This is a genomic window from Prevotella sp. P6B4, from assembly GCF_000619985.1.
GTDB lineage: Bacteria > Bacteroidota > Bacteroidia > Bacteroidales > Bacteroidaceae > Prevotella.
The window spans coordinates 42,705-59,393 of the sequence record NZ_JHVE01000021.1 but is presented as its reverse complement, the minus strand read 5'-3'; the positions used below and the strand labels follow the sequence as shown (position 1 = coordinate 59,393).

The window sequence follows — 16,689 nt, the reverse complement described above, 5'->3', positions numbered from 1 at the left end:
CTCCTCACTCACCTTTGCTGCTTCTGACTGAATCTCAGCCTCTTCTTCAGCGGGCATCCCAGTCACTGCTATCGGATAAACCTTCTTATGCGTCTTCCTGTACCATTTGTCGAAAGTTGGGAAATCAACCCCGTGCTTTGTGCAGAATTCCTCTATCGAGATATTCTTCGGGAGGCCCTCAGCCTGGTACAAAAACCAAAGGCTCTCAAAATCTTTACTACTGTATACCATTTGTCTCATTCTTAAAACGAGCCCAAAGGTATCATTTTCCCATTTCATGCACAATACGTCAAAATTGACAGTTTACATAGTTATATATCTATATTATTATATTAATATATTATAATATATTAATATAATAATATAGATTAAAGCAAGCAAACACATCACTTGATTTTTACAAAATGTTCTGGTGTTCGGTTGTTCGGGCAAAACAGACGATTAGAGTGGAACATTTCTTTACAAACAAAACAAGGTCCAAAAAACGTTTGGTGGGTAATATTTTATTTTGTACCTTTGCAACGTCAATGAGGATGAAAATTTGTGCTCCCACGAGAGAAATTTTACTCCACCACGGGAGAGATAAAAAACTTAAGTGAATGGGGACAGATGACCATCTGAAATTGACGGCAGAGAGCAGAGGAAAGACGTCGCCAAAGCTCAAAGTCAGAGAGATTAAAAACATATTACAAACCATTAAAATCAAAACATTATGCCATTAAAAGTAAAAGCAAAAGAACAGTACCAGAACATTGGTAAGTATGCGGACACCTACCGCTATGTGATGATGCCTGAGCTCTATACCGCTCTGGCTCAGGACAAGGTAATCAAGGAGGCTGCCCTCCGTTCGGGAGTAAGCCGTGGAGTGATGCAGGCCTGCTGGGATGCAGCCGGCGAGGTAATCAAGGCATGGGCCACTGAGGGACACAGTGTAGCGCTGCCAGGATTGGGAACCATGCGCTTTGGCCTGCGTGCCAAGAGTGTTGAGAAGGTAGACGAGGTGAAGGCCGGTCTGATTACAAGCCGTCGTATCATCTTCACGCCTACCAGCGAGCTGAAGGAGGAGTTGGCCAAGACCGCCGTACAGATTACCTGCTACGACCGCGATGGCAAGGAGGTGAAGCGCGTGACCAGCACCAGCGGCGAGGTTGAGGATCCGGAGAATACCTCGGGTGGTGAGAACCAAAATGGCGGTTCACAGAATGGCGGAGGCCAGGGTGGCAACACAGGCGGAAACGGCGGTGGTGGCGGTGAGCCTAACCCCGACGGAAGTACCGAAGATTAGTGGTTGGGGCGAAAGCCCCCCACTTTAAGGAAAGTTCAAAGTTCAAAGTTATGAGTAAGAAAGAAAGCATTAAGTTTATCGTGCAGCTGATTGCATCGATTGCAACTGCGATCGTTACTGCACTGGGAGCTACCTCGTGCATGGGGTATTAGAAACAGCTCGACACAAAGTAGTAATAGTAGAAAAACCTATCGACTCAGGAGGGAACCAGCAGAAATGTTGGTTTCCTTTTTTCAAAAGGCAATTATAACCTTATCTCAAAGCCATTTCAACTTATAACTAAAGTAAAAATATAGAATAATGCATATTTTTTAACCAAACATTTGGTTCTATCAAAGAAATAGTATATCTTTGCAGTAGAAGTTAGTTATTAATCCTGATAATGAACATCCATCCTATCACGGTAAAGAATAAACAAATATGAAGCGACTGTTATTCACAATCTCTATCGCTGTTATAGCTTCTTTGAACATCCTGGCCCAAGGCTATCGCAACCCTGTGCTTCCCGGCTTTCATGCCGACCCAAGTGTGTGTACAAACGGAAAGGACTTCTACCTTGTCAACAGCACGTTCCAGTATTTTCCAGGAGTACCTGTGTTTCACAGCAAAGACTTGATACATTGGGAACAGGTAGGTAATTGCCTCTCGCGCAAGTCGCAGCTTGACCTCTCGGGGCTTTACACACAAAACCAGCCGGAACTGGGTTGGACTAATGCAGGCATCTATGCTCCAACCATCCGCTATCATGAGGGGCGCTATTACATGGTGACCACCATTTTCCCATCACGTCGCCATTTCTACGTCTGGACAGACGACCCATCTAAAGAATGGTCCGACCCCATATTCATTGACTTTGCCATCGGCAGTTGCGACCCCACCCTCTTTTGGGACGAAGGAAAGTGCTATTTCTTATGGAAAGCAGCAGCAGACGAAACACGCCCAGGAATCAAGCCGGGTGAAATCAACATCTGCGAGATTGACATTCATACTGGTCGGCGTATAGGCGATGTTCATCACTTGGGAACGGGACTCGGCGGACGTTATCCTGAAGGTCCACACATATACAAGAAAGACGGCTATTATTACATGATGCTTGCCGAAGGGGGTACGGAACATGGTCACCACGTCAACATCTTGCGAAGCCGTTCTCTGTTCGGGCCGTATGAATCGAATCCTGCCAACCCCATTCTCACGCATTTCAGCATGAAGATGCAGAACAGCAATATTCAAGGGCTCGGACATGCTGACCTCATACAAGCACCCGACTCCTCATGGTGGATAATTTGCCTGGGTTATCGCACAAGCGGTTACCTCCTGCATGTGATGGGGCGCGAGACGATGCTTGTACCTGTACGTTGGGACAAGAATGCTTGGCCTGTGGTCAATGGTGACGGCACTTTGGCCATCAATATGAAATGTCAGACCTTACCTCTAGTTCCAATGCCCCTTGACCCTGTTCGCGAAGAGTTCAAATTCGTCAAGCGCGATGTACCAGCCGACAGCTACAGCAATATTGGATTGCCTTGGGGATGGATGAGTATCGGTAATCCCGATTATTCCCGCTACTCTCTTACTGAGCGGGAGGGCTGGTTGCGTCTGCGTCCCACTTCTACGCCTCTCGATGCAGCCACGTCGCCCACTTTCGTGGCAAGACGTCAGACTGAACTACGTTTCAACGCCACCGCACTCATTGACGCATCCCATCTGGCAGAAGGCTCTCAGGCAGGAATCACGGCCTATGCAGCACCCCTGAACCATTATGATGTGATAATAGAACGAAAGGACGGAATGCTTTTGGCTAAGTCAAATATCCGTGTGGGAGCACTCAGCCATGACGGCCAACCCGTTGAACTGAAAAATTCTCAGGCTTACATACGCATCAGTTCCGACAAGGACTATTACTATATGCAAATTTCTGCCGATGGCAAATCATTCATCACACTTAGCAAGATGGACTACCGCTACCTATCCACCGAGGTGATAGGTGGGTTCACAGGCGTGATGCTTGGCTTGTTTGCCCAGGGTGATGATGGATATGCAGATTTTGATTGGTTTGAATATATAACAGAGTAAAGAAAATACTTTTTACTCCTTAGTCTTCAACTCCTTACCATTCACATATAGGCAGTGGCCATTGGACTTGATGTGCGAGGCATCGCCTGTAAATGATGTGATATAGGTGTCTGCTGTGAGATTCCAAGTGCAGCCTTCGTCCAGCGTAACATCCACCTTGCCCGTCTCAGTCGAAACGATGTTACCTGCGGCATTGGTGATATTACCACCGATGCTGCCAGTAAAGGAGGAACCGTCGGTGAGCGTCAGTGTCAGTTCGGAGTCGCTACCTACAAGGATATTGCCATCTAACTGCTGGCTGACGGCATTGAGCGTAGCCTTGTTGCCAGCTCCCTGCCACCCGTCGGCACATACGGAAAGAAGTACCATAGCGGGGTCTTCATTCACTAGCTTAACGCCGTTGAGGGTGATGATGGCGTTGGTATTGGTGACATGAAAGAGGTGGCCCTGTTGATTCTTCAATGTACCGCCATTCATAGTGAAATGCGAGTTTCCTGTAGCAGCGTCACCCGAAAACGACTGGAACAGCATGATGCCGTCGAAGAACTGGGCATGACTGTTACGTCGCGTGTTGCTGACGGTCATCTGGCAGTTGTTCAGCGTAATACTGTTCTTGCCTTCGATGACTGCGCCCTCAGACATCGTCGATGTGAGCACGGCATTGCTCACGGTGATATCAGCCGTAGAATAGATGACGGGTGACCCCTGGCCACTGCTGGTATAGCAGCCGCCCTCGACGGTCACGATGCCACCACCGCGATCACTACGTATCGGAGCCGACGAGCGACCACTGGTATTCACCGTCAGGTTCTTGGCCTTCGTCACACCACCGCCAGTGGTCATGATACCACCAGAGCCATTGCCAGTGGTAGTAATCTTGGTGTCCTCGATGATAACCGTTGTTCCGTCACCTTCAGCACCGTTTCTGCCGCCGTTACCGCCGTAGGAGAACACACCATTGGCCCCCATTGCGCTACTGGATATAGTGCCGCCCTTGATAGTCGTGGTACTGCCGCCTTTTACCAGCAGCGCGGCATTCACGCCGTAGAAGCTACAGTTGTCACCGCCATCAGAGTCGCCGGTCTTGTTGATGTTGGGTTGTGAAATAGTCAGCGCCTCCTTGGTTGAAATCAGCAGCGCACACTCGTCGGTCTTACTGCTCTCATAGGTTTTGCCAGTCTCTATCGTTGCAGCTGTCAGGCTCGTCGCTCCCGTGTATTTAATGTCCTTTTGCCGAGAGCCGGGGCCACCGCCAAATCCACCGGGAGGCATACCCATCTCACCGTTCATATTATTGCCACCCATCAGGAACTCACGAACCCTGCGCTGGGAGTAGAACTGAGGCTTCAATTTCAGATAGCCCTCGTACTGTTCGTCAGAGAGCATTTTACGCATCTGGTTATCGTATTTCGTTTGCTGTTTGTCGTAGTCATAGCTGGCTTGCTGTGAATCGCTGCCACCAGGAGGCATTCCTCCACGAGGTCCGCCTTGCATGCCGCCGCCGAAACCACCAGCGCCACCAGGTCCTCCCATACCACCACCTGGCATACCACCGCCGAATCCTCCGCTGGGTCTGCCACCTCCACGGTTTCCGTCAGGTCTGCCTTGTCCCATAGGAGGACGTTGCCCTTTCATGTTATCCTGTTGCTCTCCTTCGATAAGTGTCTTAAACTTCTTGTTCAACTTCGTCACCTTCTTGGCCTGTTTCTCGTCGAGTTTCAGCTCACTGATCATTTTCTCTGTCATCTGCTCCTGCGTCATTCTGACCCTCTTGGGTCTCAATGATAGCTCTCGTTGCTCCGTCATTTGTGCCATTGCTGAGCCAGATAACATCATCAAGCTCAGCATTAAAATCATCACTTTTTTCATCTTGCTATTTAAAATTTTGCTGCGAAGGTAGTAATAATGCAGATTTCGGCCAAAATTATTCTGCGAAGCGGGCGAATTATTCAGCAAAATACTATCCGCCACGTTTGCACCATCAAACGAAATAAGAAGTAGATTATAGAGCCCAAAAGCCTTTAGAGCCCGACGTGACCGTCTATCGTGTCGAGGACATGCATTGCAGCCATTGCGAGGCTGCTGTAGTCCGTGCCGTCGAGGAAGTGCCAGGCGTAGAGAAAGCAAAGGCCAGTGCCTCTGCCAGCACCCTCACCATCAAAGGCCCTGCCACAGAAGAGTCTATCCGTAAAGCTGTCGAGGGTATCGGATATACGTTCAAAGGAAAGGCCTGAAACAATACCTGGCGGCTCGACACTTATCTTTGAAATTGAGCTCTTGAGCATCGTATAATCCTTAATAACTAATGGCACCTGATAGCGAGCATGGTCAGGTCGTCATTAGGCGCGGCACCATTGCGATGAGCTTCCACCGACTGGCAGAACGCGTCGATCACCTGCTTGGCTGTATTGGATTTCATTTGTTGAAGCATCTGTTGTAATTGATCCTCGCCATACTGCTCCTGTGCTTGGTTCTCTGCCTCGTTCAGACCATCGGTATAGATAAAGAGCAGCTTGCCGCTGATACTGTCAAGCTCCTCACCCTCAAATTCAAGTTCAGGCCACAACCCGATTGGGGCATTCGATTCTACTTCGATAAACTCGCCATCGAGCAGTGGTGGATTATGTCCGGCATTACAGTAGTATAGATGGCCGGTGGTGAGGTCGGCTTCGCCTATAAACATGGTGACGAACATGCCGTTATCGTTGTTCTCCGACAGCTCATTGTTCAGGCGGTTGGCAATATCGCAGGGTTTACGCCGCTGCTTGGCCATAGCGCGGAAAAGGCGGATGGCCTGTGCCATGAACAGCGAGGCAGGAACACCCTTGCCGCTGACATCGCCCAGACAAAAGTAGAGCTGATTGTCGATGATTTCGAAGTCGAAGAGGTCGCCACCCACTTCCTTCGCAGGCGACATCAGTCCATAGAGATCGAGATCGCTGCGCTCTGGGAAAGCCTGTGGCACCATCGACATCTGAATATCGCGGGCAATGCGCAGTTCACTCTCAATACGCTCCTTAGCAGTTGTAGTCTCCTCAAGCTGGTCGTAGGCAACCGCCAGCTGGTGGTAGGCATGTTTCAGTCGGCGTGCTGACAGTTGACGGCGGTATAGGTAGAAGCTAAGGAAGCAGATGACAAGCAGCGCTAAGGCACCTGCAGCAGCTATCAGAATATGATGGGCATGCTCCTTCTGCTCTTGGGCATCGATCTTCGACTGGTATTCGCTCAGTTGCAGATTCTTGTTGTGGGCTTCAAGGCTGTCGTTCTCCAGCTGCATGTTAGCGTTGGCCAGTTCGGCTTCACGGTTCTTAAGTGTGAGCATCAGTGCCTCTTCCTCCAGTTGCTTGTGTGCAAGCTCGTCGGCCGCCATGTCGAGTCGCATTTGTTGGTTGCGCAGCTTCAACTCCTTGGCTTCGAGTTCCACGCGTCCCAGATCCATAGCGGCAGTCATCTCCATCAGCAGGTGGTTGTTACGCTTGCTATTGATAGAGTCGCGCATCTCCCAGTATCTCTGTTGCGTGAAGTAAGCATTCCGGTAATCGCCCTTGCGCTTATGTATGAGGCTGAGCAGGTCATTCCTAAAGAGCGGCGACCTCAGTTTATCGCAGAGAGCGATGGCTTCGTCGTACTGATGGTCGTTGATTTTTCGCCACACAGCAATCACGGCACCGCTACTGTCATCGTGCCCGTATGCCTTCTTGGCTTTCTCGCGTTCACCCCATACGTAGTCGAACTCCTTCTGATATTCAGCCGCATCCTTGACGTGATAAAAAGCAGTGTCGACCTTACTCAGACAGATGACCGACCATGCGTTCAGCCTGTGCATGGCGCTGATATGAGGTTCCTTCAGGGCTTGTTCGGCATCGAGGATAGCCTGATAGATTTTTCTGTTGGTCAGGCTGATTCTGGCCAGTTCTATCCACGAGGCTGCCGCACTCTCGTTGGGGAAGTTCTCGTGCAGATAGCTGATGGCTTTCTTGAAGTTCTGGATACCCTCCTGATAGTCACCCATCATGCTCTGTATGGTGCCCATCACATGGGTACCCGTATAGATGCCATACTTGTGGTCGTGGTTCAGGGCATACTGCTGCATATCCTTGGCAATGAGCTGCCCCTTGTTGCGCTGTTGGTGATTGGCAAAATAAAGTGCCTGATTGGCCCAGGCCTTATAGTAGGTACGCTCGTCGCCAGCCTTCTGGGCCGCTTCCTTCAGCTGGTTGGTAATATCAATGAAAGCCGTCTCGTCGTTTTTATTGTAGAGCTGGTACATCTGTTTCTGCAGTTGTACGATATCATCGGCAGCAGCCGGCTGTACCCACGTCGGGGACAAGCCAGACATCAGAAGCACAATAAGAAGGATTAGCTTTGCCATAGGCTGAGTTTTTTTATAATAATGTTCTCAGATATCACTTGGATTCCAGAAACCGAAGCTCTGCCTCCAGCATCTCCAGTTTCGGCATAGGACAGCCTGCCTCGCGGGCTATCTCCAAGGGACGCGTGTAGAGATAGTATATCTCCATGGGACGGTGGAAGTCGTAGTCCAATCGCATAGATGGCGAATAGGGTGTCATCGCATCAGTAGTCTCTATCATCTTATCTACAAACGCGGCATCCAGATTCTTCACCCCCAAGTGCCGGGCTGCACTGACTACCTCCATCATCTGTTCGCGAATCAACTGGCGGGTCGATTTATGCTTCAGCAACTGGTCAGTCTGCGTGTGCAGTGCCACGGTCATGCCATTGAATGGCATGTTCCATACGGCCTTCTTCCATCGTGCCTCATGATATTCCACCAATCCTGTCTCGATGCCAGCCTGGCGGAACTCGTTGACCACTGACTGCATCAGCGCTTCGTCCTTGCAGGAATAGTTGGCCAGGTTGATGCTGCCATAACACTGGTGACTGACAAGTCCCGGCTCCGTCTTGGCAGAACAGATAAAGGCCAGTCCGGCAGCCAGTTGCACATCGGGAAACATTCTCTGTACATCCTCCTCAACCCCCATACCGTTCTGAATAAGCACCACCAGCGTGTGGGCATGGAGTAATGGTGGCAGCAACGACTGCAGTTTGTCATTATTGACAGACTTCAACCCCACAAGCACCACGTCGCACGACGGCATGTCTTCCGAATGCCGATAGACATTGACATCTGCCAGATGGAACGAGCCGTCGCAGGAGTCAACCTGCAGGCCGTGTTGTTTCACATACTCATAGTCGCTGTGCAGCAGGAAATGTACTTCCTGTCCTGCATGAGCCAATTTAGCTCCATAATATCCACCAATGGCACCTGTGCCGATGATTCCGTATCTCATTTTTTACTCTGTTTTGATTGTCACTACATGCCTGATTGTAGCATGATTCTGCGCAAAAGTAGCATTTTTCCTTCAAATAACCAAACCATTCGTCACAAAAATGAACAAATTATCCCAAATAGTTGGTAGATTCCGCAACAATCTGTATTTTTGCAGCGTCAAACAAAAAATGACGATTACGAACTAAATAACAAAATCTTAGATAGAAATGGAATTCTACAAAACCCGCAATCTCGCGAACACGCGTATTGATGTGGCCGATGCACTGAGAGGCATCGCTGTGGCTGGCATCATCCTGTATCACTCTGTTGAGCACTTTAACATCTTCACCCAAGAGCCTATCGTGCATACGTTGCCGAGCGACCAAGGAGTGGCCAATGTGCTGGCCTGGCTGCTATCGGGTAAAATGTATGGCATCTTTGCCATGCTGTTCGGACTGAGTTTCTTCATCATGAACGATAACCAGCAGCAGAAGGGCAAGAACTTCTCTGCCCGCTTTGCCTGGCGCATGTGTCTGTTGTTTATGTTCGGTATCGTCAACGTGGCCTTCTACGATGGCGACATATTGATGCTTTATGCGTGCTATGGTCTGCTACTCATCCCTATTAGTTATCTGCCGTCGAAATGGGTGTGGACCATAATTATCCTATTAGCCATCCAACCCGTAGAACTGTTCTGTCTGCTGACTGGTACCACCATCGACCACAGCACCATGTGGGAACTGTATAGCAAAATCAATAGCACACACGAGCATGGCACTTTCCTGGAAAACGCCATCACCAACCTACGATATGGCTTTGAGGTAAACTTCCGATTCAACATCTTCAGCGGACGACTGACGCAGTTGCTCTGCCTGTTTATCCTCGGCATGCAGTTAGGTCGCCAGCGAATGTTCTACAACGAGGGGCGCCACTTACAGATATGGCATAGCCTTCTCGTCACATCGGTCCTCGGCCTTGGTGCACTGATTAATCCAGATTTCGGCGAACTGGAATCATGGCTGAAACCCATCTGCAACCTCATCATCCTATTGCTGATTGTGTCGGCAACTGTCTCTGCCTGGTATGCCTTCGAGGGTGTGCGCCGAGTGCTCCACCATCTCTGCATCTTCGGTCGTATGAGTCTGACTAACTATCTGCTTCAGTCCATCATCGGCTGCGCCATTTTCTGCGGCTATGGACTGGCCTGCTATCATCTGCTGGGCGTCACCTACGCCGTCATGGTGGGATGCGGAATGGTCATCGTACAATACCTCTTTGCCCGTTATTGGTTCAGCAATCATCCACGCGGACCGTTAGAGGGACTCTGGCGAGAACTAACCTGGATAAATAAAAAATAAAGTTATGAGTATTTATCATAAACATTTGACTTTAGGCAGTTGGCTGGTTGCTCTGATAGCAATAGCCTGCTGTTTACTCATCTTTGAAAGTGACCAACTCTGGAAGATTGAGCAGAAGAATATTTTCCTCTTTTCCACATTATTTCTAAAAGAGCAGTTGGTAGTTCCTGGTGGAATGCTCACGTGGGTGGGCACGTGGTTCACGCAGTTCCTGTACCATCCATGGTTAGGCGTATTGCTACTCTGCCTCTGGTGGGGGCTACTGATGTTCATCATTAAACGAGCCTTCCGTATTCCTGACCGCTGGGCTATACTGATGCTGATACCCATCGCCCTCCTACTGCTCACCAATATGGCTATGGGCTACTGGATTTACATCCTGAAGCTGAAAGGGCATTTCTTTGTATCTACCATTGGTACCACAGCCATTGCAGCCCTGCTGTGGGGCTTCCGGAGCATACCCGCCAGACATTATCTACGTCCCATCGCCATCGTCCTCACAGCAGCGATAGGCTATCCGCTCATGGGCATCTACGCGCTGGCAGCCGCCTTACTCATGGGTATCTGGTCGTGGCGGTTAACACCACATCGTACAGAGGCTATCGTCCAAAGTGCAGCAGCCATCCTCAGCACGGTGGCAGTTCCCCTACTCTGTTACCGCCTTATCTACTACCAGACCAATCTGGCTGATATCTACTGGGCAGAACTGCCACTCTTCTATACCACCGAGGCGTATTCTAACTATTATATCACTTATGGGCTGTTAGCGTTGTTCTTTGCACTGTTAGCAGTCACCTATCGCGACAACCGTCAGTCAGTCAAGCCCATGAAGCCACGCACTTATCTGCTATGCCAGGCCGCCATCGGATTCCTGCTACTGGGTAGTGTCTACCACTTCTGGATGAAGGATGAGAACTTCCACCACGAGCTGACCATGCAGCATCGTATCGCCAACCATGACTGGCAAGGCGTGCTGGACGAGGCAGCCACCCAGAAGGATGAGCCCACTCGCGCCATCGTCATGATGCGTAACCTCGCCCTCTCACGTATTGGTCGTCAAGGCGACGACATGTTCCGCTACAAGAATGGTTCCAAGGCCTACGCTGCTCCCTTTGGCATGCGCCTGATGCTGGTTGTAGGCCCGCTGATGTACTACCAGTACGGTATGCTGAACTACTGCAACCGACTGTGTATGGAACTGGGCGTAGAACTCGATTTCCGTACAGAGGACTATCGGCTATTAGCCAACTGCGCCTTACTCGACGGCGACAAGCCACTGGCCCGTAAGTATCTCCATATCCTGAAACAGACCCTGTTCCATCGCAACTGGGCCGAGCAGACCGAAGTACTTATCGACCACCCAGAACAGTTGGCCCAGGATGCGGAACGCGAGCCCATCACCCATATGCTCCACTACAAGAACATGCTCGGTGGCGACGACGGCTTCACAGAACGTACCCTCATGAACCAGTTGGCAACAAACACTTATACCGGCGACCCCATCTTTCAGGAGCAAACGCTGCTGGCCACCTTCTGGACCCAGGACATCAATCAGTTCTGGTATCATTTCAAGGACTACACACGTCTGCACCCGCAAGGTCCCATGCCGCGTTACTATCAGGAAGCCGCCTATCTATATGGTAAGATAGAAAAGCGGCAGGAAGTGGAGAATATGCCATTCAATCCTACCGTCAAAGAAACCTTCATGCGCTTCATCACTGCCGCATCCAACTATAACAATCAGGATCTGGAGGAGGTACGTCGAGGCCTCTACCCCCTCTTCGGCGACAGCTATTATTACGATTTCTACGTGATGAAGCCATTAGCAGAATACTAAATCAACAAGAATATGAACATCAGAAATATAGCATATATAGGATTGACACTGGCTATGATGGGCTGTGCAGGTCCTTCGGTACCAGAGGTCTTCACCGAATCAAAGACCTTGCCCAATATCTATCCCGACTATACCAACGTGACCATCCCCATCAATATCGCCCCGCTCACCTTTGAACTCGATGAGCCAGCCGACGAGATGATTGCCCGTTTAGCCGTAGGCAACGAAGAGCTGGTGTTTGCCAATCAAGCACAGCCCTCCATGGACGACTGGCACCAACTGACTGAGAAAGCCAAAGGTGGCGCTATCAGCGTGGATGTCTATGTCCGTAAGGCCGACCAGTGGACCCACTATAAGCCATTCAGTATCTTTGTATCGCCCGACAGTATCGACAGCTACCTGAGCTATCGTCTGATTCATCCTTCATTCGTTAATTACGAAGCGCTTACCATCAACCAGCGATGTTTAGAGAATTACAACGAGAGTGTCATCTACGATAATATGCTCTGCAGTTTCGAGAAGGACGGCCAGTGCATTAACTGCCACAGCTACCAGCAGTACAACCCTGAACGCATGCAGTTCCACGCCCGTCAGCAGAATGGCGGAACCGTCATAGCCTACGACGGAACCATCAAGAAGATCGACATGAAGCACGACTCCATCCTCTCGGCGGGCGTCTATCCTGCCTGGCACCCCTGGCTGAAACTCATAGCCTACTCCACCAACCTGACAGCACAGAGTTTCCATACCACCCATCGCAATAAGATTGAGGTGTTTGATTCGCAAAGCGACCTCATCGTCTACGATCTCGACAAAAACCAAGTCACCAACATCGAGAACGACCCCAACGAGCTGGAGGTGTTCCCCACCTGGGCACCCGATGGCAAAGCGCTCTATTACTGCAGCGCACACTTCGAGTGGAAAGACTCTACCCTGAACCCCATAGACGAAATCATCAAGCGCTCTCAGGACATCAGATACAACATCTATCGCAAGCCTTTCGATCCGGAGACGAAGACCTTCGGTCCCCGCGAGCTCGTATTTGCTGCCGACAGCCTCAACAAAAGTGCTACGCTGCCCCGCATCTCGCCCGATGGGCGCTACCTGATGTTCGCCATGGCCCAGTATGGTGTATTCCACATCTGGCACCATGATGCCGACCTATGGCTGCTCGACCTACAAGTTCCCGTGGACTCACAGGATGGTCACAGCAATCCCCGTCCGCTCAAGGAGCTCAACTCGCCCGACACAGAGAGCTACCACTCCTGGTCGAGCAACGGCAGATGGGTTGTATTCAGCAGCCGCCGCGACGATGGCACCTATACCCGTCCGTTCTTCGCCCATATCGACCAGAAAGGCATCGGCACCAAGCCTTTCGAATTGCCCTGTGCCGATCCTGACTACCACCGTCAGTTCATGAGGTGTTATAATATCCCAGAGTTTATGCGCGGCCCAGTCATCATCAAGCCGCAGGCGTTTGCCGATGTACTCAAAGGTGATGGTGAACCAGTGAGATGAAACTATCTCCTGATTAAAATAGCAAGTTTTAGGTATTGTTGGTTTCGAATAATCATCGTATCCCCCGACATCATCACGGGCCAGGAGGTGGAACGGATTATCAAGAAACCCGAAAATCAGTACTCTTCAATCGCCTGAGTGCCGACTATGCCCTGAACGACCAGTTACATGCAATCGTAGGTTACGACCTTTTCCATGCTGACAGGGGAATGTTCGCAACCTACGATAACAATTCTGAACTCTGGTTCAAGCTGAAATACAATTTCTAATTGTGGGGCTTATCCTTGCCGTGTACGCTCTTGATCTTCATGCCTAACCTACCAGGCAGGATGGCATTGAGCGTCACACCAACGATGGCCGAGAGTGCCAGACCTGAGAAGTGAATGGGGCCGATGCTTACTTCGTCATTGGCTCCGTATTTCACACCGATGGCAATCACTAGGATCAGGGCTGCCACAAACACATTGCGTGAAGAGTTGAAGTCAACGCTGTCCTCTACCAGATTACGCACACCCACAGCCGAGATCATTCCGTAGAGAATCAGACTCACACCACCAATCGTAGCTGCTGGCATCAAGCCTATCAAGCAGGCGAATTTAGGACAGAACGACAACAGAATGGCAAAGCAGGCAGCCAGACGAATCACGGCTGGATCAAACACCTTGGTAAGGTTCAACACGCCAGTATTCTCGCCATATGTGGTGTTAGCAGGTGCGCCGAAGAGCGATGCCAAAGCAGTGGCCAGTCCGTCGCCCATCAGGGTGCGATGCAGACCTGGCTCCTTCAGGAAGTCCTTGCCTACTGTCGACGAGATGGCACACATATCACCGATATGCTCCATGATAGTAGCAACGGCGATAGGCATGATTGCAATGATGGTTGAGATGAGGAATGTGGTATCCATATGGTCAAGAACAGCCAGCACGGTCTGCTCTCTGCTGAATGGCAATCCAATCCAAGCGGCCTCACTCAGCGACGTGAAATCCACCTCGCCCATCACCACGGCCAACGCATAGCTCACCACTACACCCAGCAGGATAGGGATAATCCTGATGATACCCTTACCATACACACTGGAGAGAATCACCGTGACCAGCGCCACAAGAGCCAAAGGCCAGTTGGTGGCACAGTTCTGGATAGCGCTACCCGAGAGCACCAATCCGATGGCTATAATCATAGGACCTGTGACCAAAGGTGGAAAGAAGTGCAGCATTCGCTCAATGCCGTACGACTTGATAAGGCCGGCCATCACGAAATAGCACAAGCCGGCAAAGAACACGCCGATACACGCATAGTCCAGAGCCAACGTCTCGCTCATTCCCTGCTCTATGCCCAGCGCTTTTACCGACATATAGCCGCCTAAGAAAGCAAACGAGGAGCCCAGGAAGGCAGGCACCTTAAACTTGCTGACACAATGGAAGACCAATGTGCCGATACCTGCAAACAACAGGGTTGACGACACAGAAAGGCCTGTTAACACAGGTACCAACACAGTGGCACCAAACATAGCGAACAAATGTTGGACACCCAAAATGACATACTTTGGCATGCCCAGTTCTCTGGCATCGGTGATGCCTTCTTTTTCTACTATCTGATTCATGTGATTAAAAAGTTATTCCTCCATCAATTTACGGTAACGGGCACGCTTGGGCTCCTCTAAGCCTAAGCGCTGCGCCTTGTTGCTCTCGTACTCGCTGTAGTTACCCTCGAAGTAGAACACATTTCCCTCGCCTTCGAAAGCCAGGATGTGCGTACAGATACGATCCAGGAACCAACGATCGTGACTGATGATAACCGCGCAACCGGCAAAAGCCTCAAGACCTTCCTCCAGCGCACGCAGGGTGTTTACGTCGATATCGTTAGTAGGCTCGTCGAGTAACAACACATTTCCTTCCTGTTTCAGGGCGATGGCCAGATGCAGGCGGTTACGCTCACCACCCGACAGCACGCCACACTTCTTCTCCTGATCGGCACCACTGAAGTTGAAACGTGAGAGATAAGCACGCACGTTGATATCCTTGCCGCCCATGCGGATAGTTTCATTGCCCTGACTCACCACCTCATATACCGATTTCGTGGGGTCGATATCCTTATGCTGCTGATCCACATAACTCAACTTCACGGTCTCGCCCACGGCGAACTGTCCGGCATCAGGCTTATCCAATCCCATAATGAGACGGAACAGCGTGGTCTTACCCGCACCGTTAGGACCAATCACACCCACGATACCGTTGGGTGGCAGGTTGAAGTTCAAATCGGTGAACAGCGTCTTCTCAGGGAACGACTTAGCCACATGCTCGGCCTCGATCACCTTATTACCCAAACGTGGTCCGTTAGGAATAAATATCTCCAGTTTCTCTTCCTTCTGTTTCTGTTCCTCGTTCAGCATCATCTCGTACGAGTTCAGTCGGGCCTTACCCTTGGCATGACGGGCCTTGGGGGCCATACGTACCCACTCCAGCTCGCGCTCCAATGTCTTACGGCGCTTCGAGGCCGACTTCTCCTCCTGAGCCAGTCGCTGACTCTTCTGCTCCAGCCAGCTCGAGTAGTTACCTTTCCAGGGGATACCCTCGCCACGGTCCAGCTCCAGAATCCACTCAGCCACATCGTCCAAGAAGTAACGGTCGTGCGTTACGGCAATCACTGTACCCTCGTACTGCTGCAAGTGCTGCTCCAGCCAGTCGATACTCTCAGCATCCAGGTGGTTGGTAGGCTCATCGAGCAGTAACACATCGGGCTTCTGTAGCAACAAGCGGCATAGCGCTACACGGCGACGCTCACCACCCGAGAGGTTCTTCACACTCCAATCGCCAGGAGGACAGTTCAGCGCAGCCATAGCACGGTCTAGTTTCGAGTCCATGTTCCACGCATCTGTGGCGTCGATAATATCCTGAAGTTCAGCCTGTCGTTGCATCAGCTTGTCCATCTTATCAGGATCCTCGTAGTATTCGGGCAGACCGAACTTCACGTTGATCTCGTCGTATTCAGCCAGCGCATCGTACACGTGCTGCACACCCTCCATCACATTCTCCTTCACCGTCTTCTCCTCATTCAATGGTGGTTCCTGCGGCAGATAGCCCACGCTATAGCCAGGGCTCCACACCACATTGCCCTGATACTGCTGATCCAGACCAGCGATAATCTTCATCAGGGTTGACTTACCTGCACCGTTCAATCCGATGATACCGATCTTGGCACCATAGAAAAAGCTCAGGTAGATGTTTTTCAGTACTTGTTTCTGGTTCTGCTGGATGGTCTTGCTCACGCCTACCATCGAGAAGATAATCTTCTTATCGTCAACTGTTGCCATATATATGCTTTAAAA

Annotated in this window: 13 protein-coding genes and 1 pseudogene; 8 read left to right on the top strand and 6 right to left on the bottom strand. The window is 50.5% G+C overall.

The window, feature by feature from the left end:
- A pseudogene (locus tag T491_RS0112815) lies at positions 1 to 231 on the bottom strand (hypothetical protein); the annotation flags it as partial.
- A gap of 481 nt (positions 232 to 712) precedes the next feature.
- On the opposite strand from T491_RS0112815, the gene T491_RS0112805 reads away from it, so the two are divergent.
- From T491_RS0112805 to T491_RS0112800, 3 genes are all read left to right on the top strand, one after another.
- Positions 713 to 1,285 (top strand): DNA-binding protein, encoded by a 573-nt coding sequence (locus tag T491_RS0112805; protein WP_028904241.1) that lies wholly within the window; start codon positions 713 to 715, stop codon positions 1,283 to 1,285.
- 50 nt (positions 1,286 to 1,335) lie between these two features.
- Positions 1,336 to 1,437 carry a smalltalk protein gene (locus tag T491_RS17720; protein ID WP_155950080.1) on the top strand — a complete coding sequence of 34 codons (102 nt, stop codon included), beginning with the start codon at positions 1,336 to 1,338 and terminating at the stop codon, positions 1,435 to 1,437.
- 268 nt (positions 1,438 to 1,705) lie between these two features.
- Entirely contained in the window at positions 1,706 to 3,358 is a 1,653-nt protein-coding gene (locus T491_RS0112800) for a glycoside hydrolase family 43 protein (protein ID WP_028904240.1), read from the top strand.
- 12 nt (positions 3,359 to 3,370) lie between these two features.
- On the opposite strand, the gene T491_RS16575 is transcribed toward T491_RS0112800, so the two are convergent.
- Entirely contained in the window at positions 3,371 to 5,227 is a 1,857-nt protein-coding gene (locus tag T491_RS16575; protein ID WP_231480253.1) for a hypothetical protein, read from the bottom strand.
- A 164-nt stretch (positions 5,228 to 5,391) separates the two neighbouring features.
- On the opposite strand from T491_RS16575, the gene T491_RS0112790 reads away from it, so the two are divergent.
- On the top strand, positions 5,392 to 5,592 hold the full coding sequence (locus tag T491_RS0112790; RefSeq protein WP_028904239.1) for a heavy-metal-associated domain-containing protein: 201 nt from the start codon (positions 5,392 to 5,394) through the stop codon (positions 5,590 to 5,592).
- 68 nt (positions 5,593 to 5,660) lie between these two features.
- Here the strand turns inward: T491_RS0112790 and T491_RS17215 are convergent, their stop codons facing one another.
- Positions 5,661 to 7,730: a PP2C family protein-serine/threonine phosphatase gene (locus T491_RS17215; RefSeq protein WP_081773386.1), complete on the bottom strand. Its 2,070-nt coding sequence runs from the start codon at positions 7,728 to 7,730 to the stop codon at positions 5,661 to 5,663.
- A gap of 34 nt (positions 7,731 to 7,764) precedes the next feature.
- Positions 7,765 to 8,670: a putative 2-dehydropantoate 2-reductase gene (locus T491_RS0112780; RefSeq protein ID WP_028904237.1), complete on the bottom strand. Its 906-nt coding sequence runs from the start codon at positions 8,668 to 8,670 to the stop codon at positions 7,765 to 7,767.
- Between the two features lie 208 nt (positions 8,671 to 8,878).
- Here T491_RS0112780 and T491_RS0112775 point away from each other — a divergent pair, with 208 nt between their 5' ends.
- Genes T491_RS0112775 through T491_RS17495 form a run of 4 tightly spaced genes read left to right on the top strand, consistent with a single transcriptional unit; the run spans position 8,879 to position 13,633 of the window.
- Positions 8,879 to 10,009 carry a DUF418 domain-containing protein gene (locus T491_RS0112775; protein WP_028904236.1) on the top strand — a complete coding sequence of 377 codons (1,131 nt, stop codon included), beginning with the start codon at positions 8,879 to 8,881 and terminating at the stop codon, positions 10,007 to 10,009.
- Between the two features lie 4 nt (positions 10,010 to 10,013).
- Complete coding sequence (locus T491_RS0112770) at positions 10,014 to 11,846, top strand: DUF6057 family protein (RefSeq protein WP_155950137.1); 1,833 nt, start codon at positions 10,014 to 10,016, stop codon at positions 11,844 to 11,846.
- Positions 11,847 to 11,858: 12 nt separating this feature from the next.
- Positions 11,859 to 13,364: a PD40 domain-containing protein gene (locus T491_RS0112765; RefSeq protein ID WP_028904234.1), complete on the top strand. Its 1,506-nt coding sequence runs from the start codon at positions 11,859 to 11,861 to the stop codon at positions 13,362 to 13,364.
- Between the two features lie 38 nt (positions 13,365 to 13,402).
- Complete coding sequence (locus tag T491_RS17495) at positions 13,403 to 13,633, top strand: hypothetical protein (protein ID WP_081773385.1); 231 nt, start codon at positions 13,403 to 13,405, stop codon at positions 13,631 to 13,633.
- On the opposite strand, the gene T491_RS16570 is transcribed toward T491_RS17495, so the two are convergent.
- Positions 13,630 to 14,964, bottom strand: coding sequence for a uracil-xanthine permease family protein (locus tag T491_RS16570; RefSeq protein ID WP_231480252.1), 1,335 nt, complete (start codon positions 14,962 to 14,964; stop codon positions 13,630 to 13,632). The genes T491_RS17495 and T491_RS16570 overlap by 4 nt on opposite strands.
- Before the next feature lie 12 nt (positions 14,965 to 14,976).
- The gene (gene ettA, locus T491_RS0112755) at positions 14,977 to 16,674 is read right to left on the bottom strand and encodes an energy-dependent translational throttle protein EttA (RefSeq protein WP_028904233.1); all 1,698 of its coding nucleotides are present in this window, start codon (positions 16,672 to 16,674) and stop codon (positions 14,977 to 14,979) included.
- Positions 16,675 to 16,689 lie beyond the last annotated feature (15 nt).